Genomic DNA, 25,130 nt, shown 5'->3' on the forward strand with positions numbered 1-25,130 from the left:
TGCATGCAGGCCAACGCAGCCGTGCTCCGCACCGCGGGCGCGCGGTACACCATCGAAGAGGTCCGGCTCGACGACCCCGGACCCGGCGAGGTCCTCGTCAGGATCGCCGGAGCCGGTCTGTGCCACACCGACCTGCTCGGCCACACCGAGCTGATCGGGAAGCCGGTGATCCTGGGCCATGAGGGGTCCGGGACCATCGAGGCCGTCGGACCCGGGGTCACCGGTCTCGCCGCCGGCGATCCCGTGGTGCTGTCCTTCGACTCCTGCGGCGCGTGCACGAACTGCCGGACCGCGCACCCCGCCTACTGCGCCGAGTTCTTCCCCCGCAACCTCAGCGGCCTGGCCACCGACGGCTCCACGCCCGCCACCGGCCCGGACGGGAAGCCGGTCGCCGCCCGCTGGTTCGCCCAGTCCAGTTTCGCCACCCATGCCATCGCAACGGTCCGCAACGCCGTACGGGTGGATCCGGGCCTCCCGCTGGAACTCCTCGGCCCCCTCGGCTGCGGCATCCTGACCGGCGCCGGCTCAGTGCTCAACTCGCTGGGCGTCAGAGCCGGTTCGAGCATCGCCGTCTTCGGTACCGGCGGCGTCGGGCTCGCCGCCGTCATGGCCGCGGGCGTCGCCGGAGCCACCACCGTCGTCGCCGTCGACCTGCACCAAAGCCGCCTCGATCTCGCCCGTGAACTCGGCGCCACCCACGCACTCAACGGTGCCGACCCCGACATCGCCGCCCAGATCCTCGCCCTCACCGGCGAGGGCGTCCAGTACGCCTTCGACACCACGGGCGTTCCCGCCGTCATCGCCACCGCCGTCAACTGCCTCCGCCCCACCGGCACTTGCGGACTCGTCGGTGTCCAGCAGGGCGACCTCGTACTGGACCCGATGGCACTGGCCGGCGGACGCAACCTCATGGGCATCCTCGAAGGCGACGCGGTGCCCCAACTCCTCGTCCCCCGCCTCATCGATCTGTGGCAGCAGGGCCGCTTCCCCTTCGACCGGCTCATCACCACCTACCCGCTGCACCAGATCAACCAGGCCGAAGCCGACGCCGCCGACGGCACGAGCGTCAAACCCGTACTGATCCCGTGAGAGCGGGGGCACCTGATCCGTGGTTCAGGAGTTCAGAGCTGGGGTGCGCTGCCCGACGGCGGGGGGCCGAGCAGCCCGTTGAGTGCCAGGCGCGCCAAGTCGTCGGCGATTGCGGTCAGTTCCGCCTCGTCCGGGTCTGACGGCCAGCCGAGCCGCTCCACCATGGGACGGCGGGTCAGGGCGGCGGCGGGGCCGATCACGGCCGAGTACAGGAGGTACATCGGAGTGTCGGGGAGCCGGCCTGCCGCGACCAGGCGCCGCACGCTGGGCTCGATGGCGGCGATGAGGGGGGCCACGTATCGATCGAAAACGTAGTCCAGGCGCTCACTGCGGCAGTGCGACTCCTCGAGCATGAGCTGGTTGAGACGAGGTTTGCGGACGGCCTGCTGATAGAAGCGGCGGACGATGGCGGTCAGCCGCTCCTCGTCGTCGCCCGATTCCAGGGCCGCCGTGAGGAACCCGGTCGCTTCCTCGAGCGCCTGATCCACCACTGCCCGCCAGAACACCTGCTTCGAGCCGTAGCGGTCGTTGATGAAGTTGTGGCTGACGCCGAGTCTGCGCGCAAGTTCCCGCATCGAGGCGCCGTCGTAGCCGAGCTCGACGAAGGCCTCCAGCCCCTGCCGCAGGATCTGGTCCTCGGAGGGCGGTGTGGGTCCTGAGGCGGAGGGGCGGCCCGGGCCTCGACTCTGCCGAACCGTCATGCCGTACTCCTTCAGACGTTCGCGAGGCCCTGGCGTCGTGGTGCGGATCAGAGTCTAGACGCAGTTCCTTCCCTGGCCCGAAATACTTGACGCCTGTCAGATTATGGCTAACCTGACAGCTGTCAGATATTCGCCGCGATCAGGAGGGCATCCTCATATGAGGACCCAGGAAGCCAGATCCGAGCCCGTGACCTGGCACGATGGCCGACCGTGGCCCACCGGGCGCGCCGGCCGCGACGTGATCGTCGCCCAGTTCGGACAGGGGCGCGCCGACCTGATGGGCTGGGCGCTCACCACGGGCGACCCGCTGGCCGACGCCGTCGTCGAAGAGATCCACACACACGGCCGGACGGTGCGCGCAGCGCTCCACGATGGCCTTGCCTCGGGGCTGGCCTCGTTGACCGATCCCCCGCCCGCGGTCGCGGCCCTGCTCGCGCAGTGCGAGAGCGTGCCCGGCTATGTCGATGACGCGTTGCTGGACAGCGGATCGCTGCCGTTCTTCAGCGCACCGGCGCCCGCACACGCGATCTCACTGAGCGCCGGCGCTCTCGTCCGCGTCTACGAATCACCCTCGATAGCCCAGGTCCTGGCCCTCTCGGGCCGGCTGCTCGAGGGCGTCCCGCGACGCCTGCGGGAGACCGGCAAGTGGGTGGTCACCGCGATGTTGCCCGGGTCGCTGCGGCCCGGCGCGCCCGGCTACGTGGCCACCGTGCAGGTGCGCATGCTGCACGCGCACATGCGGCGTCTGGCGCTCACCCGGGGCTACGACCCCGAGGTGTACGGCACACCGGTCAACCAGGCCGATCTGGCCCGCACCTGGATGGACTTCACCCTCACCTCCTACCGCGCCGAGGAGACGATGGGCTGGACGCGGACCGCCGCCGAGACGGCCTCGCTGTACCGGTACTGGTGGTACATCGCCCACTTGATGGGCATCGACGCCGGCCTGGTCGAGGGCATCGCGTCCCACCAGGCCGCCGAACGAGTCGACGAGCTGCTGCAGGCCGTCACCGGACCGGCCGTACCGGAATCGTCCCAACTCGCCTTTGCCACGCTGGAGGCGATCGCCGGTGACCTGCACCGGCTGGCCCGCATCCCGACGCGGGTGGGACTGCCGGTGCTGTTCGCGCTCACCCGCCGTTTCCACGGCGAGCAGGCCGCGGACGAGCTGGACCTGCCCCGGGCCGGCGCCGCCGATGCCGCACTCGGCCCCGTCATCCGCCGTATCGGCCGGCGACGACGGCGACTGCGCCGGGACCCCGCCGCTTGGCAGCGCCGGCAGGAACAAGCCCTGGCATCGGCCCGGGAGGCGATGGCCCAGCCCGATGACCCGACCGCCTACCAGCACGACGGGCAGCCATCGGGGCCGGCGCCCACGGATCGGAAGTGAGCGGCGCGATGGGGACAGGAGTGACACGGATGCGGGCGGCCACCAGGAGCACCATCCATGTCCGGTGCGAGCCCGAACGGGTCTACGAGTTCGTCTCGACCCCGGACAACTGGGTGGGCACACATCCGGTGACCGCGGCCGTGACGGCGGCCGGGGCCGGGGTCTGCCGGCAGCCGGCGGGCGAGGGAACGCGTTGGACCGAGCTGATCCACGATCCCGACGGAACGGATCCCTTCGCCGTCGAATGGGTGGTCGTCGTGGCCGAGACGGGCCGGCGCTGGGTGATCGCCACCGACCGGCTGCGCGTGCCGGGGCTGCACTGCCGGATCACGTACACCTTCACCGCGGCCGGGGGCGGCTGCGACTTCCGCCGCGACATGGCCTCGGCCCTCCCCGACGAAGCCACCGCCCGGCTCTACGGAGACTCGCTGCGAGACCCGGCCTCCCACGACGCCTACCTCGCCAACATCAAGACCGCCCTGGAAGGCTGACCATGCCCGACTACAGCAGGATCTTCATCGACGGACGCTGGGTGGCACCGGACGCGACCACGTCCGCCGAGGTGGTCAATCCGGCCACCGAGGAGGTCATCGCCCACGTGCCGATGGGCAGCAGCCGCGACGTGGACCGGGCCGTGGCCGCGGCCCGCAGCGCAGCGGACGGATGGGCCCGCACCCCGGCCAAGGAGCGCGCCGCGGCACTGGGCCGCGTCGCCGCGGGACTCCAGCAGCGCGCCGAAGAACTGGCCGTCCTGGCCACCGACGACGTGGGCACGCCCATCGGCCTCTCTCGCCTGGCGCACGCCGGACTGCCCCTCAACAACTTCGCCTTTGCGGCGCAGGCGGTCGCGGACAGCGCCGACGCGTTCGAGGGGATCGGCAACTCCCGTGTCGTGCGCGAGCCGTACGGGGTGGTCGGTGCGATCGCGCCGTGGAACTACCCGATGCACCAGAGCACGGCCAAGGTCGCGCCGGCGTTGGCTGCGGGCAACACCGTGGTGCTCAAACCCAGCGAGGTCGCGCCGCTGACCATCTGGGCGCTGACCGAGATCATCGAAGCGGCCGGGTTGCCCCCGGGTGTGTTCAACCTGGTGAGCGGCGACGGACCGGTCGTCGGACAGGCAATCGCCGCACACCCCCAGGTGGACCTGGTCTCCTTCACCGGATCCACCGCCGCGGGCATCAAGGTCAGCCAGGCCGCGGCCCCCACGATCAAGAAGGTGTCCCTGGAACTCGGCGGCAAGAGCCCGGCGATCGTACTGCCGGGCACCGATCTGTCCACCACCCTCTCCCAGGTGCTGCAGGCAGCTTTCGTCAACTCGGGGCAGACCTGCTTCGCACTCACCCGGCTGCTGGTGCACGCCGACGAGATCGACGAGGCCGAGGAGCTGCTCGCGGCCGAGGTCGCAGCCATGCGGCTCGGTGACCCGCGGGAGGAGTCGACCCAGTACGGGCCGCTCGCCTCCAAGGCGCAACGCGACCGGGTGACGGGGTACATGCGCTCGGCCATCGACGCGGGGCACCGCCTGCTGGTCGGCGGGCCGCAGCGGCCGGCCGGACCGGAGCGCGGCTTCTACGTGCAGCCCACCGTCTTCACCCGCGTACCGGCGCAGGCGCGCATCACGCGCGAGGAGATCTTCGGGCCGGTCCTGGTCGTCCAGATCTACCGCACCTTTGACGAGGCCGTCCTGCTGGCCAATGACACCTCGTTCGGCCTGGCCGCCGGTGTCTGGGCCCCCGAGCAGGAGACAGCGCTGGCCGTCGGACGTCGTGTCCGTGCCGGCCAGGTGCAGATCAACGGCGGAGGCTTCAACCCCAACGCGCCCTTCGGCGGCTACAAGCAGTCCGGCAACGGCCGCGAGAACGGCCGGTACGGGCTGGAGGAGTTCCAGGAGATCAAGTCCTTCCAGCTCTAGGGCCGTCCGGCATGTCCTGGCCGACGCGAAACGAACCATCACGCCGATCGCGCCGGCCAGTTGCAGCATGCTTCCCAAGCCGAATAATCAACGATTATTCTTAATATCATCGATGATTCAGGAGTCAGTGCCATGCCAGATCCGCAACTGGCCAAGCCCCACTCCCCTACGACCGAGGAGTCCCGCCTCCCGCCGCTCGACCCCGCGCACCGCACAGAGGAGCAGCGCCGACTGCTCGCGGTGGTCCAGGACGGCCAAGTCCCCCATCTGTTCAGCACGTTGGTGCAGCACCCGGCTCTCTTCCGCGCCTGGCTGCCGCTGTGCGTGCAGCTGCTACGGCACTCCGCCTTCCCGCCCCGTGAGCGGGAGTTCCTGATCATCAGGGCGTCCTGGCGCTGCGGGAGCGCGTACGAGCTGGAGAACCACCGCGTGATCGGCGCCAGGGCGGGGCTGACCGACGACGACTTCGCCGCCCTGACCGGAGAACCCTCACCGACGTGGACGCTTCGCGAGCAGCTGCTCGTCGCCGCTGCGGACGAACTCCACGCCGAGCACACGATCACCGATGCCACCTGGCGTGAGGTGAGCGTGCTGCTGAGCACGGAGCAGCTGATCGAGCTGCCGATGCTGGTGGGCCACTACATCATGCTGGCCGACACCCTTCGGGCGCTCCGTGTGCCCCTCGACGAGGCGCTGCCGGGCCTGCGCCTCGGCCAGTAGACGATCCACAGACAAGGAGAGCGCCACCGTGCGTATCGGAGTCATAGACAACCGGCTGGTCCTGGTCGACGGCGAGTCGGCCGTCGACATCGAACGGGCCGCCAACGGCCGGTTCCCGGCTGCTCCGGAGCGGCTGTTCGACGTGTGGGACGACCTCGTCGAGTGGGCGTCCACGGAGCCGCAGGGAGAGCAACTGCCTCTGGACCGGCTGCAGTTCCCCATCCCACTGCCACGGCAGGTCTTCGCCGTCGGCGCCAACTACCGGGAACACGTGGAGGAGGCCAAGGTCGCCCTCCCCGAGGCGCCACTGATCTTCACCAAGTTCCCGAGCTGTCTCTCGGGTCCCCGTGACGCCATCCCACTGCCCAGCCGGCACGTCGACTGCGAGGTCGAACTCGTCGTCGTGATGGGTCAGCGCGCCGAACGAGTGGCCGAGCGGGACGCATGGCGCCACGTGGCCGGACTCACGGTGGGCCAGGACATCTCCGAACGGGCCGTGCAGATGGCGGGGCCCGCACCGCAGTTCTCCATGGGCAAGTCCTTCCCGGGGTTCGGGCCGATGGGGCCGGTCCTCGTCACCCCGGACGCCTTCGACGACCCCGACGACGTGGAGATCGGCTGCACCCTCAACGGCCGTGTGATGCAGAAGAGCCGTACCTCCACCATGGTCCACTCCGTCGCCGAACTGATCGCACGCCTCTCGGCCGTGTGCCCGCTGCTGCCGGGCGACGTCATCTTCACCGGCACGCCCGGGGGCGTCGGCGCGCTGCGGAACCCGAGTGTCTTCCTCAAGCCCGGCGACACCCTGGCCAGTTGGGCGACGGGTATCGGGGAGCTGACCAACACCGTGACAGCGGGCCCCGACTACTCCGACGAGGACAAGTAGCAAGCAGTAAGCAAGGAGACCGGTCATGGCGACCACAGCACACAACGAGCAGTTCGACGTCGGCGGAGTCCTGCTGCCCCGCCCCTTCAAGATCAGGCGTTTCGGTCACTTCGGTTTCAACCTGGAGCGACTCGACGAGGCCATCACCTTCTACGTCGACAAGCTCGGGTTCCGCGTCACCGACGAAGTGGACATGTTCAAGGATGCGCCCCCGCAGGCACTCCCTGCCCTGCAGAAGGTCATCACCGACCCCCGGCTGATCTTCACCAGCAACTCCTCCGACCACCACGCCCTGTTGCTGGCGCACCGGACCTTCGGCACCTTCTTCGGCAACGACCTGCACGCGAAGGACAACACGCTCAGTCAGATCACCTGGCAGGTGGGCAGCCTTCAGGAAGTCGTGGACGCCGAGGCGTATCTGCGGGCCCACGGCGTGGAGATCGGACGCGTCGGACGGGACATGCCCGGCGGGAACTGGCACGTCTACTTCCTCGACCCGGACGGGAACACGGTCGAGCTCTACTACGGCATGGAACAGATCGGCTGGTCGCGCACCTCCCGGCCGGCCGACATGCACTACCGGGGCTTCGACACGGTGCCGTCCCTGCCCCAGATGTCGGAGGCCGCCGAGCTCCAGGAGGCGCGGGACCGCGGCATCGACACCCACTCCGGGTGGATCCCGTCCGAGGGGCACCTGAAGGAGACGTACGACGTCGGCGGCGTTCTGCTGCCCCGACCCTTCAAGATCACCCGGCTCGGTCCGGTCTCGATGTTCACCGAGCGGATGGAGGAGATGCTCGCCTTCTACACGGACCTGCTCGGCTTCGAGATCACGGAAGAGGCCCAGCACCTCGGCAAGCGCATCGTGCACCTGCGCAGCGCGAGCGAGCACCACACCTTCGTCCTCGTGGACAAGGCGCTGCGCGGTCAGCTCGGGCTGAGCGAGCACACCTCGTGTCTGAGCATCGGCATGGAGATGGGCAGCTACAGCCAACTGCGCGCCGCCGTGCAGTACCTGGTGCAGGAGGGCTACACGCTCGTCGAGGACATCCCGGCCGAGCTGTACCTGGGCATCGACTACGCGGCTCATCTGCGAGACCCCGACGGTCACCTGGTCTGCCTGTACTCCTACATGGAGCAGCTCGGTTGGGAGGGCAGGCCCAGGCCGCAGAGCGCACGCCGGACTGTCACCACCCCGTGGCCCGATGCCGTGACGGCCGTGTCGGACAGTTACGCCGATCAGACCTTCATGGGCCCCCTGGGCTGACCTGTACGCGGCTGAAAGGGGCCGTGTCCGCACGCTGACTCGTGGTTCCAGCAGCTGGATCCGACCCGGGCCGGCCGAGCCCTCGGCCGGCCGGGGTCAGCAGCGCCGGGATTCCGACGCCGCGTGACCCCGTACCCCCGTCCCGCCACACGGCCCACGGCCCAGGGCCCACGGCCCACGGCAGCGTCAACTCAGCGGCTCCGCCGAGGTGTTCCGTGGAGAACCCGAGAATTCGAGAAAGCGAGCACTGCATGTCCGCACCATCGGCAGAGGTCCTGCTGGAGCCCCTTCCGCGGCTCGACGAGGCCGGGCTGGCGGCTCTCTTCACCCGGGCGCGTACGCCGAACAGCTTCGCCGAGACCCCCGTGAGCGATGAGGAACTGCTCAGTATCTGGGAGTTGGCCCGGTGGGCACCCACGGAGACCAACAGCCAGCCGCTGCGCGTGCTGTACCTACGCACTCCGGAGGGCCGTGCCCGGGTGATGAAGCACCTGGCCGAGGGCAATCGCCCCAAGAGCGCCTCGGCACCTGTCCTCGCGGTGCTGGCCGCCGATACGCGGTTCCACGACCACCTTCCCGACCTGCTGCCCTTCCGTCCCGGGGCCCGGGAGGTGTTCGAGGCCGACGCCGAGAAGCGGGAGTCGGTCGCCGGCTACAACACGGCACTTCAGGCGGGCTACTTCGTTCTCGCCGTCCGTGCCCTCGGTCTCGCCGCCGGACCGATGAAGGGGTTCGACGACGCCGGTCTCGATGCGGAGTTCTTCCCCGACGGACGGCTGCGGTCGACCTTGGTGGTCAACATCGGGCATCCCAGCGAGCGTCCCTGGTTCCAACGGCTTCCCCGCCTGGACCACGGGCAAGTCATCACCTGGGCCTGAGTCGGTGCGCCTCCGACGTGGCCCCTCTCCGGGAAGGACTCATCGAGCCGTTCGAGACACCACAGGCAGCCTGCCGAGCGACGGAGGGTCGCACGCTACGGCCGGTCACCTGGGACGGGAGCAGCCGACCCGAGGCGGGGCCCGCCGCCCGCGACGGTCAGTCCCTGCCGTGAGTCGCGAGTCGGCCCACCACAGCCTGTCGGGCGTGCTCGATGTGGCGCACGAGAAGTGCGGCGGCCTCGTCCTTTCGACGCGCCAACGCCAGATCCATCAGCGGCCGGTGCTCGGCCGCGACATCCCCGCTTCCGACGGGCAGCGGGGCGCCCATTCGGTACATCTCCGCCTTGTCCCGGAGCGAAGTCGCCACGGAGCGGAGATGGGCGTTCGGGCATCCGGCGAGCAGGGCCTCGTGGAACGCGGCATGCACCCGAATCCAATCCGGATTCAGAGTGCCGTCCGGGGCTGGAACGGGCGTCCTGGTCAGCAGGTGGTGCGCCGCCACCACTTCGGCCTCCCACTCGGCGGAGCCGGACTCCACGGACTCCCTGAGCACCAGGGGCTCGATCTTGATTCTGGCGTCCGTCAGATCGTGCAGATCGGCGAGGGAGAGGTCCGGGACACGGAAGCCGCGCTGGGCCGAGCTCTGCAGAAGCCCTTCCGCGGTAAGCCTGTTCAACGCCTCGCGCACGACCGAGATGCTGACCCCGAACCGCTTCTGCAGGTCGGACACCTTCATCCACTGCCCTGGGCGGAACCGCGCCGTCAGGAGATCGGCTCGCACAGCCTTGAAAACTTCGTCCGCGCGCGTCCCTGAGGAGGCCACCTTTGTCACCCCCGAAGTGTAGCCACGGGGCAGCGGGGCGGTCCGCGCCGCACATCGCGACAGGACCGCCGGCTTCGTACGGCCGCGCCGCCGACCAACGGGCCCCGCGAGGGCGACGACGCCCCGCTGCACATCCCCGTCGAATCCGCTGTGACGAGGATTGCCAGTTGGCATCGGGCGGCGCGTTCGTGACCTGCGCTGATGCCAACCAGCTTCAGCTGCCGGAAGCACAGAACCAGAGACATGGTTGGCACTTCGGTACAGCGCAGGTCACGGTACCTGTGGCGCGACCACGCCTCCGACATCGTTGTCGAAAGCGCGGCCTGACCGGGGCGCGGCCCTACGGGATACGGCACGCCCCGAGGGGGCACCGGACGTCGGGGAGCATGGTCGGCCTACGGCGTGTAGCGGGCGTCACTGCCGTACAGCTCCCTGGTGAACGCGGAGACGTCGGCGCTGCGATCGGCGCCGTCGAGGTTGTACGTCAGATAGACGCCGTACCCCTCGCTGACCGTGCGGCGGGCGAGGGTGGCGACCGTGCTCTGCGAGGTCCCGCCGATCTCGACGGCCGCCGGCGACAGCTTCGACTTGGGCAGTGCGATGCCGGGGACCTGCCAGCTGCCGTAGTACGGGTTCCAGGCGTAGTCGAACTTGGACGAGACGTCGACGCCGCCGTAGGACAGGCGCGACGCGGACGGGCCGATGTTGTAGAGGCTGATGATCTTGTCCGGCATGTTGGCACGCAGTGCCGACACCAGGTACACGAACGAACTGGCGTTGGGCTGACCGGTGCCGTTGTTTCCGTACTCGGCGTACTCGTCGTCGAAGTCGACGCCGTCGAGGCCGTACTTGGCCACGGTGTCCGACAGTTGTTTCGCGAACGTCGAAGCCGCCTGCTGGGACGGGAAGTTGGCGAAGCCCGCGCCCTGGTGGTTGCCGAGCACCGAGAGGACGACCTTGATGCCCTTCTGCTGCAACGGCCGTATCTGGCTGGCGGCGTTGTCGAGGACGCGTTGCACGTTCTCGTTGAAGTACAGGGTCCCCGCCTTCGTGCCCGTGTCGTAGTTGATGTTCGCCGCGAAGATCACGGCGACGTCGAAGACGTTGCCGCCGCCGTTGGCGAGGGTGTACTTGCCGACGTTCAGCATGCTGTTGTTGTTCACCTCGACGTACGCCACCGAGGTCGGTCCCTGTTTCGCGGCAGCGGGGGCCGCTGCCGCGCCGGTCGTGGCGGTCGCGCCGAAGGCGAGGGCCGCAACAGCCGAGAGCGCGACCGCGGCCGTCCGTACTCTGCTCCGCACCGGAGTGAACATCGTTGATCGGTCTCCCATCGCATGAAGCGGCGCCCGACCTGTTCGCAAGCGCCGAGTGAGCCCCCCGATCTTTCCGCTCCCGTGACCGAATCCCCAGAACCATGCGAGAACTCTTCACGACTCCCACGCACATCGCGCCGTAACTCTGCGCCCTGGCAAAGGAGTTGCTGGACCGCTACACCGCCGCGCTGCCTCAGGCCTGCGACCAACAGGACCCATTGGAGATCGACATCGACGCGATCACCGCCGGCGCGGACGAACCAGCCATGCACGCCGCGGATCCGCAGCACCGCCTCGTCCCATCCGCCTACCGGCGCACGCGCGGCATCCCCAGGCCGATCCACGAGATGATCTCGCGCTGGATCTCGTTGTTGCCACCGCCGAAGGTGAAGATCACCGCCGAGCGGTAGCCGCGTTCCAGCTCTCCGTGGAGGACGGCACCGGCCGAGCCCTCCTTCAGGGCACCGGCCGCGGCGACGATCTCCATCAGCCAGGCGTACGCGTCCCGGCGCGCCTCGGAGCCGTACACCTTGACGGCCGAGGCGTCCTGCGGGGTGAGGGTGCCCTCCTGGACGGCGTTCACCATCTGCCAGTTCAGGAGCTTCATCGCGTCGAGCCTGGTGTGGGTCTGCGCCAGGCGCCGGCGTACCCAGGGGAGGTCGACGACGCGGCGGCCGTCGGCGAGCTTGGTCTCCATCGACCAGCGCTGCACGTCGTGCAGGGCGCGGATCGCCATGGTGCCGTGCGCGGCGAGGGTGACGCGCTCGTGGTTGAGCTGGTTGGTGATCAGCCGCCAGCCCTTGTTCTCCTCGCCGACCCGGCGCGAGACGGGGACGCGGATGTTCTCGTAGTAGCTCGCCGTGGTGTCGTGCGAGGCGAGGGTGTTGATGAGCGTGCACGAGTAGCCAGGGTCGGCGGTCGGGACCAGGAGCATGGTGATGCCCTTGTGGGGCGGGGCGTCGGGGTCGGTGCGGACCGCGAGCCAGACCCAGTCCGCGGTGTCGCCGTTCGTCGTCCAGATCTTCTGCCCGTTGACGACGTACGCGTCGCCCTCCCGTACGGCCTTGGTCTTCAGCGCGGCGAGATCGGTCCCCGCGTCGGGCTCGCTGTAGCCGATGGCGAAGTCGATCTCACCGGAGAGGATCTTCGGCAGGAAGTACGCCTTCTGCTCGTCCGTGCCGAACCGCATGATCGTCGGACCGACCGTGTTCAGGGCCATCAGCGGCAGCGGTACGACGGCCTGGGCCGCCTCGTCGAAGAAGATGAACTGTTCCATGGGGCTCAGTCCGCGGCCGCCGTACTCCTTGGGCCAGCCGACGCCCAGCCAGCCGTCCGCGCCGAGCCTGCGGATGGTGTCGCGGTAGAAGCGCTTCTGCGCCGCCGGGTCGGAGTAGCGGGCGTAGGCGTTGTCCGGCACCAACTCGGCGAAGTAGCCGCGCAGTTCGGTGCGCAGCTGGTGCTGCTCGGGCGTGTATTCGAGATGCACGGCGCCTCCTGGCCCCCAGTGGACCGGTCGGTCCCACCCGGACTTGACGGCGCACACAGTAGAACTCGTTCCAGAAATTGGGAATGCCGATGACGCGCCCGGACCGCCGGAGGTACCTCCGGGGGCCGTCCCCGCGCATGTCCTGATCGGCGCCCGGGACGTAGCATGCGAGAAGTTCCCCGGGGACACTCCTCCCATCAGCGGTTTCCCGGGAGTGCACGAGCGGCGCGACGACGATCATGGACGACACGCCTCATGAAGACCGACAAGCACGACGCCGGGGGCGGACAGGCATCCCCTCCCCACAGACCTGCGCTGAGCCGCTCGTACATAGCGGCGGCGGCGCTGGCGCTGATCGACGCCAACGGCCTGCGCGCCTTCTCCATGCGCAAGCTCGGCGCGGGGCTCGGCGTCGACCCGATGGCCGCGTACCGCTACTTCAAGGACCAGGAGGCGCTGTTCGACGGTGTCGCCGAGCTGCTCTTCGACGAGCTCGACGTCGACTCGCTGCCCTGGGAGAGCACCTGGCGTGCGGTGGCCGAGCGGTACTGCCGGCAGTTGCGGGACACGCTGGTCGGCCATCCGCACGCCGTCGCGGTGTTCGCGACCCATCCGGTCCGCTCGCGCGCGGCGGTCGACGCGAGCGCACGGCTGACCGAGCAGCTCCGGGCGGCCGGCTTCGGGCCCGCTCACGCGGGTCACGTCGTTCGCTGCCTGCGCGAGTTCACCGTCGGGCACGCGCTGAGCCTGGCGGTGCTGCGCCCCGGTGCCGAGGCCGGCGACGACCCCGCCGAACAGTTCGAGACCGGGCTGACCGCGATGCTGGACGGATTCGAGCGGCTGACCTGAGGCGCCGAAAGCGGGCCGGCGCCGGTTCCTCTGGAGCCCGGCCCCGATCCCGCTCGCCGCTCAGGGCGCCACGGAAGCCGCCGGCACGGCGGCATTCTCCTGCTGCTGGGGTTCCGAGGTGGCCGGCGCCGGAGTCAGCAGCCGCTGGGCCAGCACACCGAAGACGAGCCCGAAGGCGGTCCACAGGGTCAGCTGGATGGCCAGCGCCGCGAGCCGGAACTGCCACAGCAGGGTGGCCGAGAAGTCCTTCGGCACCTCGTTGACCGCCGGCAGGAAGGCGTACGCGAGACCGGTGGCGAGGACGAAGAACGCGCCCGCCACCAGCGTGGCGTTCCAGTTCCCGAGGCGGGGCGCCAGGCGTCTGCCGAGGATCACCGTGGCGACGGCGAGCAGCACGCTGAGCACCATCATCAGGAAGTACAGCGTCGTGCGCTTGCCGATGGTGTCGGGGTCACCGACGGACGGCGGGTTGGCCGGGTACTTGAGGAACGGCACGACGTAGACCGCGAGCAGGCCCGCCGTCGACAGGAGCAGCGCGCTCGCACGCGGCCCGAACCGCCCGATCCGGCCGAGCGCGAAGCAGTACGCGAGGGCCGCGATGCCGCCGAACGCGACCCCGTAGACGAGCACGCCGGTGGCAAGACCGCCGGTGGACTGCATGGTGCGGGTGACCGCCTCCATGCCGTGCTCGTGCGTGTGCGCCTCCTCGTAGGCGATCGCCGTGTCGACGCGCGGCTCACCCAGGAAGTAGGCGACGACCAGGGCGAGCAGACCGGCGGCGAGACCCGCCAGCATGCCGCGCACCAGAAGATTTCTGACCATTGCGGAGTTCATGGACTCGTACGCTTCCTCGCGCCGTCAGTGGCAGGGGAAGCCGAGCAGGTGGCGGGCGTCGTGGACCCACTCGTGCACGTTCTCGCCGGACACGACCGAGGTGGCGCCCTGCTCGGCGCCGACGAAGTAGAGCAGGACCAGCATCAGGATGCCGAAGAAGACCGCCCAGGGGACGATCGCGCCGATCGGCAGCTTGGCGGGTACGGCGGTGGGGGTGACAGTCGGCTGAGCGACGGACTGCGCCATGTGGCAGGACCTCCTGGGGAACTCGCGTCCCGTCTTGGTGGTGCACAGGACGACGGCCGCGGGTCTGACTTGCTCGACCTTCGCCGCCCTTGGCAAGGGGCGGCTCTTGTGGGCTTACAGTGGCGCGACCGTGCCGGACTTCCACCGGACTTCCGCCGAACCGTCGTCAATATCGTCGAGACCGTACCGCGAAGCGGGAGCCCGGCCAAGGGCGCACGGAGCGCACGCTTTGCGCCCCCGTCACCCGGACGCGCCGCCAACTCCCTTGTCGCGTACGGCTTTCGAGCAGGAGAGGGACGCGTCGTGAACGCGAGAACTGGCCGATGACAAGTCGAGTGATCTTGATCTCAGCGGCGTCCAGCGAGGCCCTGCGCCAGGCCCGCTTCGACGACGGCTGCCCGGTCGACGCCGCCGGGCTCAGGCGTGCGCGGGCGGCGGCGGGCGCCGTTCCGGGCGCGGAGCGGCGGTGGGTCTCCCCCGGCGTGCGCTGCCGTGACACCGCCGATGCGCTCGGCCTCGCCGCCGCGGTGGAGGTGCCCGAACTGACCGGCCTCGACGTGGGCCGCTGGCGCGGCGCGACCCTGGACGAGGTGAGCGCGAAGGAGCCGGACTCGGTGGCCCGCTGGCTGACGGACCCGGAGTCCGCACCGCACGACGGGGAATCGGTCCGGGATTTCTGCGACCGGATCGCGCGCTGGCTGGACACGGCCGCGCCGCTCACGGGCCGGAGCGTCGCCGTGGTGGAGCCGGAGGTCGTCCGGGCCACGGTGGTACGGGCCCTCGGCGCCCCCGAGTCGGCGTTCTGGCGGGTCGACGTGCCGCCACTGACAGCCACGGAGCTCAGCGGACGCTCGGGCCGCTGGAACGTACGGACGGGACGGCCGTTGGAGGGTTCGGACGCCGACTGAGTGCAGGACGCGGCCCAATGCCCCGCATACGGCCTGCGGTTGAGCCCCCCGCTGCACGAGGGCCTGCCGAACCCGACGCCGCACGCGGACCTGCCGAACCCCGCCCCGCGCCGAAGGCGATCCGGCTGAGTACGGCGGAGGGCCCGTCACCGTACGCGGGCCGCCTTCGCACGTGCCCGCACGGACCCACCTGCGCGGGCCGACCGACCTCAGCGCAGTGTGGCCATGAAGTCCGCGCAGGCCTGAGCGCACTCGCGGCAGGCCTTGGCGCTGTCCTCCGCGCCCGCGTACTCCTCGAAGATCTCGGCGCACTCCAGGCACACCGTCCGGCACCACTCCAACTGGATGCGGATCGTGGCCTCGTTCTGGCTCGTCTGCTCGGACAGCATGCGGCACGTCGCGTCGCACACCTCCGCGCACAGGATGCCCTGGCGTCGTACGCGTTCCTGGTCTTCGGGGCCGTCCGGGTCGGCGAGGCTCGCGCGCAAGGCGCACGCTCGTGCACAGTCGGTACACGCCTGGGCACAGGTGAAACGATCCTCAAGGAACCGGAAGAGCTCCTCCTGGGATGCTGTTGTGGTCACGCGGAGCGGGTTGCCGCGGTCGAGCGTGTCAAACCCTGCGCCCCTGATCGGGCGGTTCAGGCGATGACGAGAGACACTCGCGTGCCGGTGGCGGACAGGACTCCGACGAGCCCCGCGGCCCTCCCTCGCCCGAGCGCAGTAAGGCCGCAGTACGGCGTCCGAATCCCGCCGGTTCCTGCGGCGGGCATGCCCCACAGTGGACGTAGGGAGACACCGGCCCGGGCCTCCTGAACTGCGCGCTCCCGAAGGGACAGGACTCATGACGCTCCATACGACGATCGACAGCCCGCTGGGTGAACTGCTGCTCGTGGGCGAGGAGTCGGTGACCGCGAAGGGCGGCACGGCGCTCGTCTCGCTGTCGATGCCGGGACAGCGGCACACCGCCGTCGTGCGGCACGGCTGGATCGAGGACGCGGACGCGTTCACCGAGATCGCCGCCCAGCTGCGCGGGTACTTCGACGGCACGCTCATCCGTTTCGACATCGAGTACGCGGGCGGCGGCAGCGACTTCCGCCAGCGGGTGTGGGAAGCCCTGGACAGCATCCCGTACGGGACGACCCTCAGCTACGGGGACATCGCCGCCCGGATCGGCGCCCCGAGGGCCGCGGTCCGTGCCGTCGGCACGGCCATCGGCGCCAACCCGCTGCTGATCGTGCGCCCCTGCCACCGGGTGATCGGCGCCGACGGCGCGCTCACCGGCTACGCGGGCGGCCTGGACGCCAAGCGCCGGCTCCTCGAACTGGAGCTGAAGTCCACAGAGGCCCTCACGTCGTGAACCACTCCACGCGTACGGCACGGGCGGGCACGGCCCACTCCCCGCGCACGGCGCAGACGGCCGAGGGACGCGTGGCCGCCGTGGACTGGGCCGCGGTCACCGCGGAGCTCGACGAGCACGGCCATGCGCTCACCGGCCGGGTCCTCACCGCGGACCAGTGCCACGCACTGGCCGCCCTGTACGACGAGGACGACCGCTTCCGCACGACCGTCGACATGGGCCGCCATCGCTTCGGCTCCGGTCAGTACCGCTACTTCACCCACGAACTCCCCGAGCTGGTACGGGAGTTGCGCGAGGCGTTCTATCCGCGGCTGCTGCCCATCGCCCGTGACTGGGCGGCCAGGCTCGGGCAGCCCGCGCCCTGGCCCGGGAACCTGGCGGAGTGGGTGGCGATGTGTCACACCGCCGGACAGACCAAGTCAGCGCAGATCCTGCTGCGTTACGGCCCCGGGGACTGGAACGCCCTGCACCGCGATGTGTTCGGCGAGATGTTGTTCCCGCTCCAGGTCGTGATCGGCCTCGACGCACCCGGAGTGGACTTCACCGGCGGCGAGTTCCTCATGACGGAACAGCGCCCACGTGCCCAGTCGCGGGGGTCGTCCACGACTCTTCCGCAGGGGCACGCGCTGGTCTTCACGACGCGCGACCGGCCCGTCGCTTCCCGGCGCGGCTGGTCGGTGGCCCCGATGCGCCACGGCGTGAGCACCGTGCGCTCCGGTCGACGCCGCACCCTGGGCCTGGTCTTCCACGAGGCCGCCTGAGCCGGCCCGGGCCGGCGGCCGAGGGGCCGCTGAAGGGCGTGTGCGAAGGTCCGGTTGCGCGCGACGCGCGTCTGCGAACGGCGTGTTTCCGTTCTGCGAACAGGTGGCCGTGCGCAGCGACACGCGCCTGCCTGCGGGTGACCATGGCGGCATGCACCCGGGCGCCCGTAGGCCGCCCCCGCCCCGCCGCAAGGATGCGTCATGACCCTGCCGCCCGCCACACTCCACTGGGTGTCCGAGAACTGGGACGCCCCGGCTCCGGCCGGGCTGCGCGCGCTGATGTCCGCCGAACTCGCCCCGCGCTACGCCCCCGTCGAGCACCGTCGCGTCCGCGCACCCCAGCCGACGGCGGACGAGATCGTCGTCACCTGGGTCTGCTACGCCGAGGACATTCCGGTGGCCACCGCATCCCTGCGCAGACTCCCGGACCGACACGAGGTGAAGCGGGTCTTCGTGCACGCCGAGCACCGCGGCCGTGGTCTCGCCAGAGCGGCGCTGCGGGCGGTGGAGTCGACGGCACGCGGGCTCGGCATCGAGCGGTTGTGGCTGCAGACGGGTGCGCTCCAGCCGGAGGCCCGGGCGCTCTACGGGCGCGAGGGCTGGCAGCGGGTGGGCACGTATCCCCCGCACGACCGGAACCCGTTCAGCGTCTGCTTCAGCAAAGCGCTCACGCCGGACTCCGACTCTCCCGCCGGTGTCTCGTGAGGTCCCCGGGGCCGCCGCGGCGGAGCCGTCTCGCGCGCTTTCACGCCGCCGCGTCCCTGGTGGTGCGGGGTGACCACCCCTGGTTTCTCCGTCGGATGACGGTGCTCGTGACGCGCCGGCACGTCGACTACGCGCGGGTCACCACCACACGGTGTACCTCCGCGAGCTGACCCCCGACGCCTCCGCGTCGGCCGCAGCTGCCCTGTCGGCAGCCCCGCGGCGCCTTCGCCCACCCCCGCACTCCTCCACCTCACGCGCGCCTCCGTACGCCGTACAAGGGAGAACCATGAGCCAGCCGATCGACTCCGTCACCGCGGGGCACACCCCCGAGGACGAACCCACCGGTCCCGACACCTCGGCCTGGTCGTTCGAGACCAAGCAGATCCACGCCGGTGCCACGCCGGACCCGACGACCGGGGCGCGGGCGGTGCCGATCTACCAGACCACCTCGTTCGTGTTCCGCGACACCCAGCACGCGTCGGACCTGTTCTCGCTGGCTGAGCCCGGCAACATCTACACCCGGATCCACAACCCCACGCAGGACGTCCTCGAGCAGCGCATCGCCGCGCTGGAGGGCGGTGTCGCCGCCGTGGCCCTCGCCTCCGGGCAGGCCGCGGAGACCCTCGCCATCCTGACCCTGGCGAGCGCGGGCGACCACATCGTCTCCAGCACGTCCCTGTACGGCGGAACGTACAACCTCTTCCGCCACACCCTGCCCAAGTTCGGGATCGAGGTGTCCTTCGTCGACGACCCGGACGACTCCGACGCCTGGCGGGCGGCGATCCGGCCCAACACCAAGGCCCTGTTCGCGGAGACGCTGGGCAATCCGCGCGGCAACATCCTCGACGTGCGGGCGGTGGCGGACGTCGCCCATGAGGCCGGCGTCCCGCTGATCGTGGACAACACCGTGCCGACCCCGTACCTGCTGCGCCCCATCGAGCACGGCGCCGACATCGTCGTCCACTCGGCGACGAAGTTCCTCGGCGGCCACGGCACGACCATCGCGGGTGTCGTCGTGGACGGCGGCACCTTCGACTTCGGCGCCCACGCCGAGCGCTTCCCCGACTTCAGCGAGCCGGACCCCAGCTACCACGGCCTGCAGTACTGGCCGGCGCTCGGCCCGGGCGCCTTCGCGATCAAGCTGCGGGTGCAGTTGCTGCGCGACATCGGGCCCGCCCTCTCCCCGCACTCCGCCTTCCTGCTGCTGCAGGGCGTGGAGACGCTCAGTCTGCGGATCGAGCGGCACTCGGCCAACGCCCAGGCCCTCGCGGAGTGGCTGGAGCAGCGCGACGAGGTCGCCGTCGTGCACTACCCGGGCCTCGAGTCCAACCGGTGGTACGAGGCCGGACAGCGGTATCTGCCGCGAGGTGCCGGCGCGGTGCTGGCCTTCGAGCTGCGGGACGGCGTCGAGGCGGGCAAGCGGTTCGTGGACGCCGTCGAGCTCTTCAGCCATCTCGCCAACATCGGTGACGTCCGCAGTCTCATCATCCACCCGGCGTCGACCACGCACAGTCAGCTCGACGAGGAGCAGCTGGCGGCGACCGGCACCTCGCCCGGTCTGGTCCGGCTGTCGGTCGGCATCGAGAACCTCGCCGACCTCAAGGCGGACCTGGAGGCCGGCTTCCGCGCGGCCAAGGGAGCGTCCTGAACACCGTGCCGACGAGCTCGGAGGTCCCCCTTCCGCCGGCCTCCGGGGCCTGGCGGGAGGGGGACCCGCCCGGGCGGCGCCAGTGGCACGTCCGGGAGAAGCCGCTGGCCCTGGAGTCGGGCGGCGAACTGCCGGGCGTGCGGCTCGCGTTCGAGACCTGGGGGCGGCTCGCACCGGACCGCTCCAATGCCGTGCTGGTGCTGCACGCGCTCACCGGCGACAGCCATGTCGCCGGGCCCGCCGGGCCGGGGCACCCGACCCCGGGCTGGTGGGACGGGCTCGTCGGACCGGGCCGGGCACTGGACACGAACCGCTTCTTCGTAGTCGCCCCGAACGTGCTGGGCGGCTGTCAGGGCAGCACCGGACCGTCGTCACCGCGGCCGGACGGGCGGCCCTGGGGCAGCAGTTTTCCCTTTCTGACACAGCGTGATCAGGTCGCGGCGGAGGCCGACTGGGCCGACGCGCTCGGCATCGACCGCTGGGCGCTGGTGATCGGCGGGTCCATGGGCGGGATGCGTGCCGTGGAGTGGGCGGTGACCCATCCGGAGCGCACGGGTGCTCTTCTGCTGCTGGCCACCACGGCGGCGGCGAGCGCCGAGCAGATCGCCTGGGCCGCCGTCCAGCTGCATGCCCTGCAAGGTGACCCGCACTGGTCCGGCGGTGACTACCACGACGCGGGACCGGGCCGCGGCCCGCACGCGGGGCTGGGTCTGGCCCGTCGCCTCGCCCACATCACGTACCGCAGCGAGCCGGAGCTGCGGACGCGCTTCGGACGCGCGCCGCAGGGCACCGAAGACCCCTGGAGCGGCGGCCGGTACCAGGTCGAGTCGTACCTCGACCACCACGCCGACAAACTGGTGCGCCGCTTCGACGCGGGCAGCTATCTCACGCTGACGCAGGCGATGAACAGTCATGACGTCGGCCGCGACCGTGGAGGCGTCCGCGCCGCGCTGCGCCGGGTGACCGCCAGGACCCTCGTCGCCGCGGTCGGCTCCGACCGTCTCTATCCGCCGTCGCAGCAGGCGGAGTTGGCCGCCGGGATCTCCACGGCGGACCACCTCCGGCTGGTCGAATCCCCTTACGGGCACGACGGCTTCCTCATCGAGGTGGAGCAGGTTGCAGCGCTCGTAAGGGAGTTGCTGCCGTGATGGTTGTCCCGTCACCGGGTTGAGCCCGCGGTTCTGCGCGAAGCTCGTGACGCCCCTTCGCTGCGGTGCCGCGCGGGCCGGGCACGGGGAACGCGCTGGTGGTGACGCTGCTGGTGCAGCTCGGGGTGGTGGCGGTGACGGGGCTGCCGAATCTGTGGCTACCCCGGGTGGTCGGTTGAGAGCTGAGCGGGACCGGCCGCACCCGGTACGGCAGCGGAGCCCCGAGACGGCGGCAGGGTCCTGACCGCGCGTCGCGGTCAGGACCCTGCCCCCTGCGGTGCCGCCCTGCGGCGGCGGTGCGTCAGCTCTGTGCGGCGTCGTCGCCCGCCTGCCCGGCACCCCCGGCTGCGCCTGCCTTCTCGCGCATCTTGCGCACCAGCTCCGCCTTCTGCTCGGCTGCACCCTGGCGGTCGAGGTTGCGGTACGGACCGTTGTTCTGCCGTTCGGCGCGGGACAGCTTCTTGCGCTTGCCGCCGCCCATGCCCACGGGGTTGTTGATGTTCTTGCTCACGGTCACGGGTTCTCCCGGTAATGATGTGAAGTGATCTACGGATTCATCGATGGGGGGTCGGGCGGCGACGTCAGCGGGGGCCCATCACGCTCTCACTCCGTAGATCGGCGACTGGAAGAACATGACAAAGACGTTACCCGGTCCCGTCGGCCCCGCGCACCAACCTCTTCGCCGCACGGTGTCGGCCGGGCCTTCGCCGAGCCCCCGGGATCAGCCGTTTCCTTCCGGGAGTCCAAGCACCTCCACCGGACGTGGGTCCCTCAGGACGCCACCCGCCGGGTCACCGCCTCCCTGTCCAGGGCGGCCGGCTCGGCCAGGCCGAGGTGGTCGCGCAGAGTCGTACCCGTGTAGTCGTGCCGGAAGACTCCCCGCTCCTGGAGGAGGGGTACGACCGTGTCGGCGAAGGGGTCGAGGCCGCCGGGCGTGATGTGCGGCACCAGGATGAAGCCGTCGGCAGCGTCCGCCTGGACGAGGGCGTTGATGCTCTCGGCGACGGTGGCCGGGGAGCCGACGAAGGTCTGGCGGTTGCCGGTCTCGATGACCAGATCGCGGATGGACCACTTGTTCGCGGCCGCGAGCTCCCGCCACTCCCGGGCGGTGGCCAGCGGGTCGCGGTACATCCGCACCTGCGCCCGGCCGCGGGCGATGGTGTGCTCGCTGAGATCGGGGTCGATGTCGGGCAGCGGGCCGTCGGGGTCGTACGCCGAAAGGTCGCGGTTCCAGACGAACTCCAGGTGCTTGATCGCGGTGGCGCCACTGACCTGCTGCCGGCGTACCTCGCGGGCGATTTCCTCGGCCTCGGTGTCCGTGTCGCCGAGGACGAACGACGCGGCGGGCAGGATCAGCAGCTGGTCGTGCCTGCGGCCGTAGCGGGCCAGTCGGCCCTTGACGTCGGCGTAGAACTCCCGCCCCGCGTCCAGCTTGCTGTGCCGGCTGAAGATCGCGTCCGCGTCGGAGGCGGCGAACTCGCGCCCCTCTTCGGAGTCTCCGGCCTGGAAGATCACCGGCCGGCCCTGCGGACCGCGCGGGACGTTGAACTGCCCGTGGATGTCGAAGTGTTGGCCCTGGTGCACGAAGGCTCCGGCGCGTGCGTCACGCAGGAACGTGCCGGTCTCCCGGTCGGCGACGATCTCGTCGCCGGCCCAGGAGTCGAACAGCTCGTGGGCGGTGGCCAGGAACTCCTTGGCCCTGGAGTACCGCTCCTCCTGCGGGAGGAAGCCGCCGCGGCGGAAGTTCTCGCCGGTGAAGGCGTCCCACGAGGTGACCACGTTCCAGGCGGCGCGGCCGTCCGACAGATGGTCGAGGCTCGCGAACTGGCGCGCCACCTCGTAGGGCTCGTTGAAGGTGGAGTTGATGGTGCCGGTCAGTCCGAGCCGGTCGGTGACGGCGGCGAGCGCCGCGAGGACGGTGAAGGTGTCCGGCCGGCCCACGACGTCCAAGTCGTATATCTGTCCGCCCTGTTCGCGCAGCCGCAGCCCCTCCGCGAGGAAGAGGAAGTCGAACTTGGCGCGTTCGGCGGTCCGGGCCAAGTGCGCGAACGAGCTGAAGTCGATGTGGCTGCCGGCCTGCGGATCGCTCCACACGGTGGTGTTGTTGACGCCGGGGAAGTGGGCCGCCAGATGGATCTGCTTCAGCGGCTTGTCGGTCGAGGTGGTCGACGGGTTGCTCATGACGGGGATCCCTCCGGCTCAGACGGTGGCGTAGCGGTTCGCGGGGCGGGCGAGACCGAGCAGCCCGCGCAGGGTGTCGCTCTCGTACGCACGCCGGAACGCTCCTCGGCGCTGGAGTTCGGGCACCAGGCCCCGCGTGATCGCCGGCAGGTCGTCGCCGATGACGGCGGGCCGCAGCCGGAAGCCGGAGAGTCCCGCCTGCGCCAACTCCTCGATCAGATCCGCGAGTTGGGCGGGCGATCCGGTGAAGACCCGTGCGTCGCTGGTGTACGGGTAGCCCGCCAGACCGTCCAGCCGGTCCCGGCGGGCCGCGGCCGCCGCGGGGTCCTCGTCGAGGAACACCACCAGGTCGCCGAAGAGATGCAGCGGCTCCTCCGCCCGCCCTGCCGCCGTCCGAGCGGCACTGATCGCGGCGACGACGGCTCGGGCCTCGTCGGGGTCGTGCGGGGTGACGTAGCCGATGTCGGCGGACCGGGCCACCAGCTCGAACAGGGCACCGGACGCCGTCTCGTGGGCCAGCGCGCTGACGATCGGCTGGCCCTGCGGCGGACGGGGCGTGATCGAGGGCCCCTTGACGCTGAAGCGGCGGCCCTCGAAGTCGATGTAGTGCAGCTTGTCGCGGTCGATGAAGCGGCCTGTCGCGGTGTCCCGGATCTCCGCGTCGTCCTCCCAGCTGTCCCACAGCCGGCGCACCGCCTCGACGTAGTCCCCGGCCTCCTCGAAGAGATCCGCGGTCAACTCCCGTACCGCCGGGGTGTCCAGGTCCTCGATGCCAAAGCCGGGGATCGTACGGCGGCCGAAGTGCGCGGCCTCATTCCGGCGGGCCGACACCTGCACGCGCAGACCGGCCCGGCCGCCGCTGACGTAGTCCAGGGTGGCGATGGCCTTGGAGATGTGGAACGGCTCGGTGTGGGTGGCGACCACGGTCGGCACGAGTCCGATGTGCCGGGTCAGCGGGGCGATCCTGGCGGCGACGAGCACCGCGTCGAGCCGGCCGCGCACCTGGTCGGTGCGCCCGTCGGGCTCGGTGAAACGGGACGACTGGAGGCCGAGGGAGTCCTCGATCGTGACGAAGTCGAGCAGTCCGCGCTCGGCCTCGGCAACGAGGTCGGCCCAGTAGCCGGCGGTGAGGAGGTCATGGGGACGGGCCGCGGGCTCGCGCCATGCGGCCGGGTGCCAGCCGGCGCCGTCGAGCGCGACGGCGAGGTGCAGCGGAGAAATCGGGGACACGGCAGAGTGCCTTCCTGGTCGACCATGGGAGATCGCCGGCCCTCATCCGGTGGGGCCGGCGGCGGGAGAACAGGTCAGGGGCGACAGAGCGCGCCGGCCACGCGCAGCAGATCGATGTGCGCGCGGGAGTAGAGCCGGATTCGGCGACCGGGGCGGACGGCGGCGACAGGCCTGTGGGACACGGGCGGCATGCCGCTCATCGCTCCCACCTCCGCTCCGGTCCGGTGCCTTTGACTCTCGCAACCGCGGGGCCGCGCTCTTTGTTCCGGCGGCGCCGGACGGCTGTCGGCCGCCGGTCGAGCGACCACGTGGTGAGGCGCGGAGGACCACGTGGTGAGACGCGACGAGGACCAAGTGGCGGGATTTCACAGCGGCCCACGTCGCGGGACTCCGCGGAGGACCACGTCGTGAGACTTCGTGGACGCCTTCTTGACGCCCTCACGGAGCGCCACGACACTGACGGGGACGGTCACGATTGTCAGCGCCCCTCGGCAGGGTTTCCTGCTGGTGGTCATCGGCCCCGGCCCGCTGGCAGGCAACCCTTCCACCGCGACGGGGTGCCCCGGGTGACGACCGGGTTCCGCCGGTGCGGCGGGACAAGCGTGGTCTCGCGTCTCGCGAGCCCCGAGTGCGAAGCCGGTGGGAATTGCCCAGGAACAGCTTGACGAGACGCCTGCACATCGATCTGTTGCGTGTCTCCAGCGCGTACTAGTCCGACCGATCCGGACCGGTACGAAAGCGCAGTCACTCCGTTCCGTCGCGGCGCCCACAAGGCGGCCGGGACTTTCGCATC

At 70.5% G+C, this 25,130-nt stretch carries 26 protein-coding genes and 2 riboswitches; of the genes, 15 read left to right on the top strand and 11 right to left on the bottom strand.

The window, feature by feature from the left end; genetic code table 11:
• Positions 1-3: 3 nt before the first annotated feature.
• Complete coding sequence (locus ACFWM2_RS08860) at positions 4-1,089, top strand: NAD(P)-dependent alcohol dehydrogenase (protein WP_383274958.1); 1,086 nt, start codon at positions 4-6, stop codon at positions 1,087-1,089.
• A gap of 32 nt (positions 1,090-1,121) precedes the next feature.
• On the opposite strand, the gene ACFWM2_RS08865 is transcribed toward ACFWM2_RS08860, so the two are convergent.
• Positions 1,122-1,790 carry a TetR/AcrR family transcriptional regulator gene (locus ACFWM2_RS08865; protein WP_383274961.1) on the bottom strand — a complete coding sequence of 223 codons (669 nt, stop codon included), beginning with the start codon at positions 1,788-1,790 and terminating at the stop codon, positions 1,122-1,124.
• A 187-nt stretch (positions 1,791-1,977) separates the two neighbouring features.
• Between ACFWM2_RS08865 and ACFWM2_RS08870 the strand changes: the two genes are divergently transcribed.
• From ACFWM2_RS08870 to ACFWM2_RS08900, 7 genes are all read left to right on the top strand, one after another.
• Positions 1,978-3,180: an oxygenase MpaB family protein gene (locus tag ACFWM2_RS08870; RefSeq protein WP_383274964.1), complete on the top strand. Its 1,203-nt coding sequence runs from the start codon at positions 1,978-1,980 to the stop codon at positions 3,178-3,180.
• A 29-nt stretch (positions 3,181-3,209) separates the two neighbouring features.
• The gene (locus tag ACFWM2_RS08875; RefSeq protein ID WP_383274967.1) at positions 3,210-3,671 is read left to right on the top strand and encodes an SRPBCC family protein; all 462 of its coding nucleotides are present in this window, start codon (positions 3,210-3,212) and stop codon (positions 3,669-3,671) included.
• 2 nt (positions 3,672-3,673) lie between these two features.
• Complete coding sequence (locus tag ACFWM2_RS08880) at positions 3,674-5,095, top strand: aldehyde dehydrogenase family protein (protein WP_383274970.1); 1,422 nt, start codon at positions 3,674-3,676, stop codon at positions 5,093-5,095.
• A 132-nt stretch (positions 5,096-5,227) separates the two neighbouring features.
• A complete protein-coding gene (locus ACFWM2_RS08885) occupies positions 5,228-5,815 on the top strand; it encodes a carboxymuconolactone decarboxylase family protein (protein ID WP_383274973.1) in 588 nt (195 codons plus the stop codon).
• A 28-nt stretch (positions 5,816-5,843) separates the two neighbouring features.
• Positions 5,844-6,701 (top strand): fumarylacetoacetate hydrolase family protein, encoded by an 858-nt coding sequence (locus ACFWM2_RS08890; protein WP_383274976.1) that lies wholly within the window; start codon positions 5,844-5,846, stop codon positions 6,699-6,701.
• A gap of 25 nt (positions 6,702-6,726) precedes the next feature.
• A complete protein-coding gene (locus ACFWM2_RS08895) occupies positions 6,727-7,968 on the top strand; it encodes a VOC family protein (RefSeq protein ID WP_383274979.1) in 1,242 nt (413 codons plus the stop codon).
• Between the two features lie 251 nt (positions 7,969-8,219).
• Complete coding sequence (locus ACFWM2_RS08900; protein WP_383274982.1) at positions 8,220-8,846, top strand: malonic semialdehyde reductase; 627 nt, start codon at positions 8,220-8,222, stop codon at positions 8,844-8,846.
• A 157-nt stretch (positions 8,847-9,003) separates the two neighbouring features.
• On the opposite strand, the gene ACFWM2_RS08905 is transcribed toward ACFWM2_RS08900, so the two are convergent.
• From ACFWM2_RS08905 to ACFWM2_RS08915, 3 genes are all read right to left on the bottom strand, one after another.
• Positions 9,004-9,678 carry a GntR family transcriptional regulator gene (locus tag ACFWM2_RS08905; protein ID WP_383274985.1) on the bottom strand — a complete coding sequence of 225 codons (675 nt, stop codon included), beginning with the start codon at positions 9,676-9,678 and terminating at the stop codon, positions 9,004-9,006.
• Positions 9,679-10,064: 386 nt separating this feature from the next.
• A complete protein-coding gene (locus ACFWM2_RS08910) occupies positions 10,065-10,982 on the bottom strand; it encodes an endo-beta-N-acetylglucosaminidase H (RefSeq protein ID WP_383274988.1) in 918 nt (305 codons plus the stop codon).
• A 307-nt stretch (positions 10,983-11,289) separates the two neighbouring features.
• Positions 11,290-12,468, bottom strand: coding sequence for an acyl-CoA dehydrogenase family protein (locus ACFWM2_RS08915; protein ID WP_383274991.1), 1,179 nt, complete (start codon positions 12,466-12,468; stop codon positions 11,290-11,292).
• Between the two features lie 255 nt (positions 12,469-12,723).
• On the opposite strand from ACFWM2_RS08915, the gene ACFWM2_RS08920 reads away from it, so the two are divergent.
• The gene (locus tag ACFWM2_RS08920) at positions 12,724-13,317 is read left to right on the top strand and encodes a TetR/AcrR family transcriptional regulator (RefSeq protein WP_383274994.1); all 594 of its coding nucleotides are present in this window, start codon (positions 12,724-12,726) and stop codon (positions 13,315-13,317) included.
• 60 nt (positions 13,318-13,377) lie between these two features.
• Here ACFWM2_RS08920 and ACFWM2_RS08925 read toward each other — a convergent pair whose 3' ends face one another.
• Positions 13,378-14,151, bottom strand: coding sequence for a CbtA family protein (locus ACFWM2_RS08925; RefSeq protein ID WP_383274997.1), 774 nt, complete (start codon positions 14,149-14,151; stop codon positions 13,378-13,380).
• A 24-nt stretch (positions 14,152-14,175) separates the two neighbouring features.
• Positions 14,176-14,397, bottom strand: coding sequence for a CbtB-domain containing protein (locus ACFWM2_RS08930; RefSeq protein WP_383275000.1), 222 nt, complete (start codon positions 14,395-14,397; stop codon positions 14,176-14,178).
• A 37-nt stretch (positions 14,398-14,434) separates the two neighbouring features.
• A riboswitch (cobalamin riboswitch) is annotated at positions 14,435-14,597 on the bottom strand.
• Positions 14,598-14,720: 123 nt separating this feature from the next.
• On the opposite strand from ACFWM2_RS08930, the gene ACFWM2_RS08935 reads away from it, so the two are divergent.
• On the top strand, positions 14,721-15,305 hold the full coding sequence (locus tag ACFWM2_RS08935; protein ID WP_383275003.1) for a histidine phosphatase family protein: 585 nt from the start codon (positions 14,721-14,723) through the stop codon (positions 15,303-15,305).
• 209 nt (positions 15,306-15,514) lie between these two features.
• Here ACFWM2_RS08935 and ACFWM2_RS08940 read toward each other — a convergent pair whose 3' ends face one another.
• Positions 15,515-15,889, bottom strand: coding sequence for a four-helix bundle copper-binding protein (locus tag ACFWM2_RS08940; protein WP_383275006.1), 375 nt, complete (start codon positions 15,887-15,889; stop codon positions 15,515-15,517).
• Positions 15,890-16,148: 259 nt separating this feature from the next.
• Between ACFWM2_RS08940 and ACFWM2_RS08945 the strand changes: the two genes are divergently transcribed.
• The 5 genes from ACFWM2_RS08945 to ACFWM2_RS08965 all read left to right on the top strand — a co-directional run bounded on the left by ACFWM2_RS08945 (position 16,149) and on the right by ACFWM2_RS08965 (position 20,926).
• Entirely contained in the window at positions 16,149-16,664 is a 516-nt protein-coding gene (locus tag ACFWM2_RS08945) for a methylated-DNA--[protein]-cysteine S-methyltransferase (RefSeq protein WP_383275009.1), read from the top strand.
• Positions 16,665-16,735: 71 nt separating this feature from the next.
• Positions 16,736-17,425 carry a 2OG-Fe(II) oxygenase gene (locus tag ACFWM2_RS08950; RefSeq protein WP_383276464.1) on the top strand — a complete coding sequence of 230 codons (690 nt, stop codon included), beginning with the start codon at positions 16,736-16,738 and terminating at the stop codon, positions 17,423-17,425.
• 201 nt (positions 17,426-17,626) lie between these two features.
• Positions 17,627-18,130 carry a GNAT family N-acetyltransferase gene (locus tag ACFWM2_RS08955; RefSeq protein ID WP_383275012.1) on the top strand — a complete coding sequence of 168 codons (504 nt, stop codon included), beginning with the start codon at positions 17,627-17,629 and terminating at the stop codon, positions 18,128-18,130.
• A gap of 286 nt (positions 18,131-18,416) precedes the next feature.
• A complete protein-coding gene (locus tag ACFWM2_RS08960; protein ID WP_383275015.1) occupies positions 18,417-19,778 on the top strand; it encodes a bifunctional o-acetylhomoserine/o-acetylserine sulfhydrylase in 1,362 nt (453 codons plus the stop codon).
• 5 nt (positions 19,779-19,783) lie between these two features.
• The gene (locus tag ACFWM2_RS08965) at positions 19,784-20,926 is read left to right on the top strand and encodes a homoserine O-acetyltransferase (RefSeq protein WP_383275018.1); all 1,143 of its coding nucleotides are present in this window, start codon (positions 19,784-19,786) and stop codon (positions 20,924-20,926) included.
• A gap of 301 nt (positions 20,927-21,227) precedes the next feature.
• Here the strand turns inward: ACFWM2_RS08965 and ACFWM2_RS08970 are convergent, their stop codons facing one another.
• The 4 genes from ACFWM2_RS08970 to ACFWM2_RS08985 all read right to left on the bottom strand — a co-directional run bounded on the left by ACFWM2_RS08970 (position 21,228) and on the right by ACFWM2_RS08985 (position 24,537).
• Positions 21,228-21,443 carry a DUF6243 family protein gene (locus tag ACFWM2_RS08970; protein ID WP_383275021.1) on the bottom strand — a complete coding sequence of 72 codons (216 nt, stop codon included), beginning with the start codon at positions 21,441-21,443 and terminating at the stop codon, positions 21,228-21,230.
• 254 nt (positions 21,444-21,697) lie between these two features.
• Positions 21,698-23,107, bottom strand: coding sequence for an NtaA/DmoA family FMN-dependent monooxygenase (locus tag ACFWM2_RS08975; protein WP_383275024.1), 1,410 nt, complete (start codon positions 23,105-23,107; stop codon positions 21,698-21,700).
• Positions 23,108-23,125: 18 nt separating this feature from the next.
• Positions 23,126-24,337: an LLM class flavin-dependent oxidoreductase gene (locus ACFWM2_RS08980; protein WP_383275027.1), complete on the bottom strand. Its 1,212-nt coding sequence runs from the start codon at positions 24,335-24,337 to the stop codon at positions 23,126-23,128.
• 74 nt (positions 24,338-24,411) lie between these two features.
• Positions 24,412-24,537, bottom strand: coding sequence for a putative leader peptide (locus tag ACFWM2_RS08985; RefSeq protein ID WP_383275030.1), 126 nt, complete (start codon positions 24,535-24,537; stop codon positions 24,412-24,414).
• Between the two features lie 267 nt (positions 24,538-24,804).
• Positions 24,805-24,946, top strand: a riboswitch (SAM riboswitch).
• The last annotated feature ends 184 nt before the right edge of the window (positions 24,947-25,130 follow it).

Source organism: Streptomyces sp. NPDC058371 (genome assembly GCF_042723265.1).
Lineage (GTDB): Bacteria > Actinomycetota > Actinomycetes > Streptomycetales > Streptomycetaceae > Streptomyces.

What these genes read in the sequence shown, in the direction of transcription:
- ACFWM2_RS08860 (WP_383274958.1), top strand. Translation starts at nt 4, where the DNA reads ATGCAGGCCAACGCAGCCGTGCTCCGCACCGCGGGCGCGCGGTACACC.
- ACFWM2_RS08865 (WP_383274961.1), bottom strand. Translation starts at nt 1,790, where the DNA reads ATGACGGTTCGGCAGAGTCGAGGCCCGGGCCGCCCCTCCGCCTCAGGA.
- ACFWM2_RS08875 (WP_383274967.1), top strand. Translation starts at nt 3,210, where the DNA reads ATGCGGGCGGCCACCAGGAGCACCATCCATGTCCGGTGCGAGCCCGAA.
- ACFWM2_RS08880 (WP_383274970.1), top strand. Translation starts at nt 3,674, where the DNA reads ATGCCCGACTACAGCAGGATCTTCATCGACGGACGCTGGGTGGCACCG.
- ACFWM2_RS08885 (WP_383274973.1), top strand. Translation starts at nt 5,228, where the DNA reads ATGCCAGATCCGCAACTGGCCAAGCCCCACTCCCCTACGACCGAGGAG.
- ACFWM2_RS08895 (WP_383274979.1), top strand. Translation starts at nt 6,727, where the DNA reads ATGGCGACCACAGCACACAACGAGCAGTTCGACGTCGGCGGAGTCCTG.
- ACFWM2_RS08900 (WP_383274982.1), top strand. Translation starts at nt 8,220, where the DNA reads ATGTCCGCACCATCGGCAGAGGTCCTGCTGGAGCCCCTTCCGCGGCTC.
- ACFWM2_RS08910 (WP_383274988.1), bottom strand. Translation starts at nt 10,982, where the DNA reads ATGTTCACTCCGGTGCGGAGCAGAGTACGGACGGCCGCGGTCGCGCTC.
- ACFWM2_RS08920 (WP_383274994.1), top strand. Translation starts at nt 12,724, where the DNA reads ATGAAGACCGACAAGCACGACGCCGGGGGCGGACAGGCATCCCCTCCC.
- ACFWM2_RS08925 (WP_383274997.1), bottom strand. Translation starts at nt 14,151, where the DNA reads ATGAACTCCGCAATGGTCAGAAATCTTCTGGTGCGCGGCATGCTGGCG.
- ACFWM2_RS08930 (WP_383275000.1), bottom strand. Translation starts at nt 14,397, where the DNA reads ATGGCGCAGTCCGTCGCTCAGCCGACTGTCACCCCCACCGCCGTACCC.
- ACFWM2_RS08935 (WP_383275003.1), top strand. Translation starts at nt 14,721, where the DNA reads ATGACAAGTCGAGTGATCTTGATCTCAGCGGCGTCCAGCGAGGCCCTG.
- ACFWM2_RS08945 (WP_383275009.1), top strand. Translation starts at nt 16,149, where the DNA reads ATGACGCTCCATACGACGATCGACAGCCCGCTGGGTGAACTGCTGCTC.
- ACFWM2_RS08955 (WP_383275012.1), top strand. Translation starts at nt 17,627, where the DNA reads ATGACCCTGCCGCCCGCCACACTCCACTGGGTGTCCGAGAACTGGGAC.
- ACFWM2_RS08960 (WP_383275015.1), top strand. Translation starts at nt 18,417, where the DNA reads ATGAGCCAGCCGATCGACTCCGTCACCGCGGGGCACACCCCCGAGGAC.
- ACFWM2_RS08975 (WP_383275024.1), bottom strand. Translation starts at nt 23,107, where the DNA reads ATGAGCAACCCGTCGACCACCTCGACCGACAAGCCGCTGAAGCAGATC.
- ACFWM2_RS08985 (WP_383275030.1), bottom strand. Translation starts at nt 24,537, where the DNA reads ATGAGCGGCATGCCGCCCGTGTCCCACAGGCCTGTCGCCGCCGTCCGC.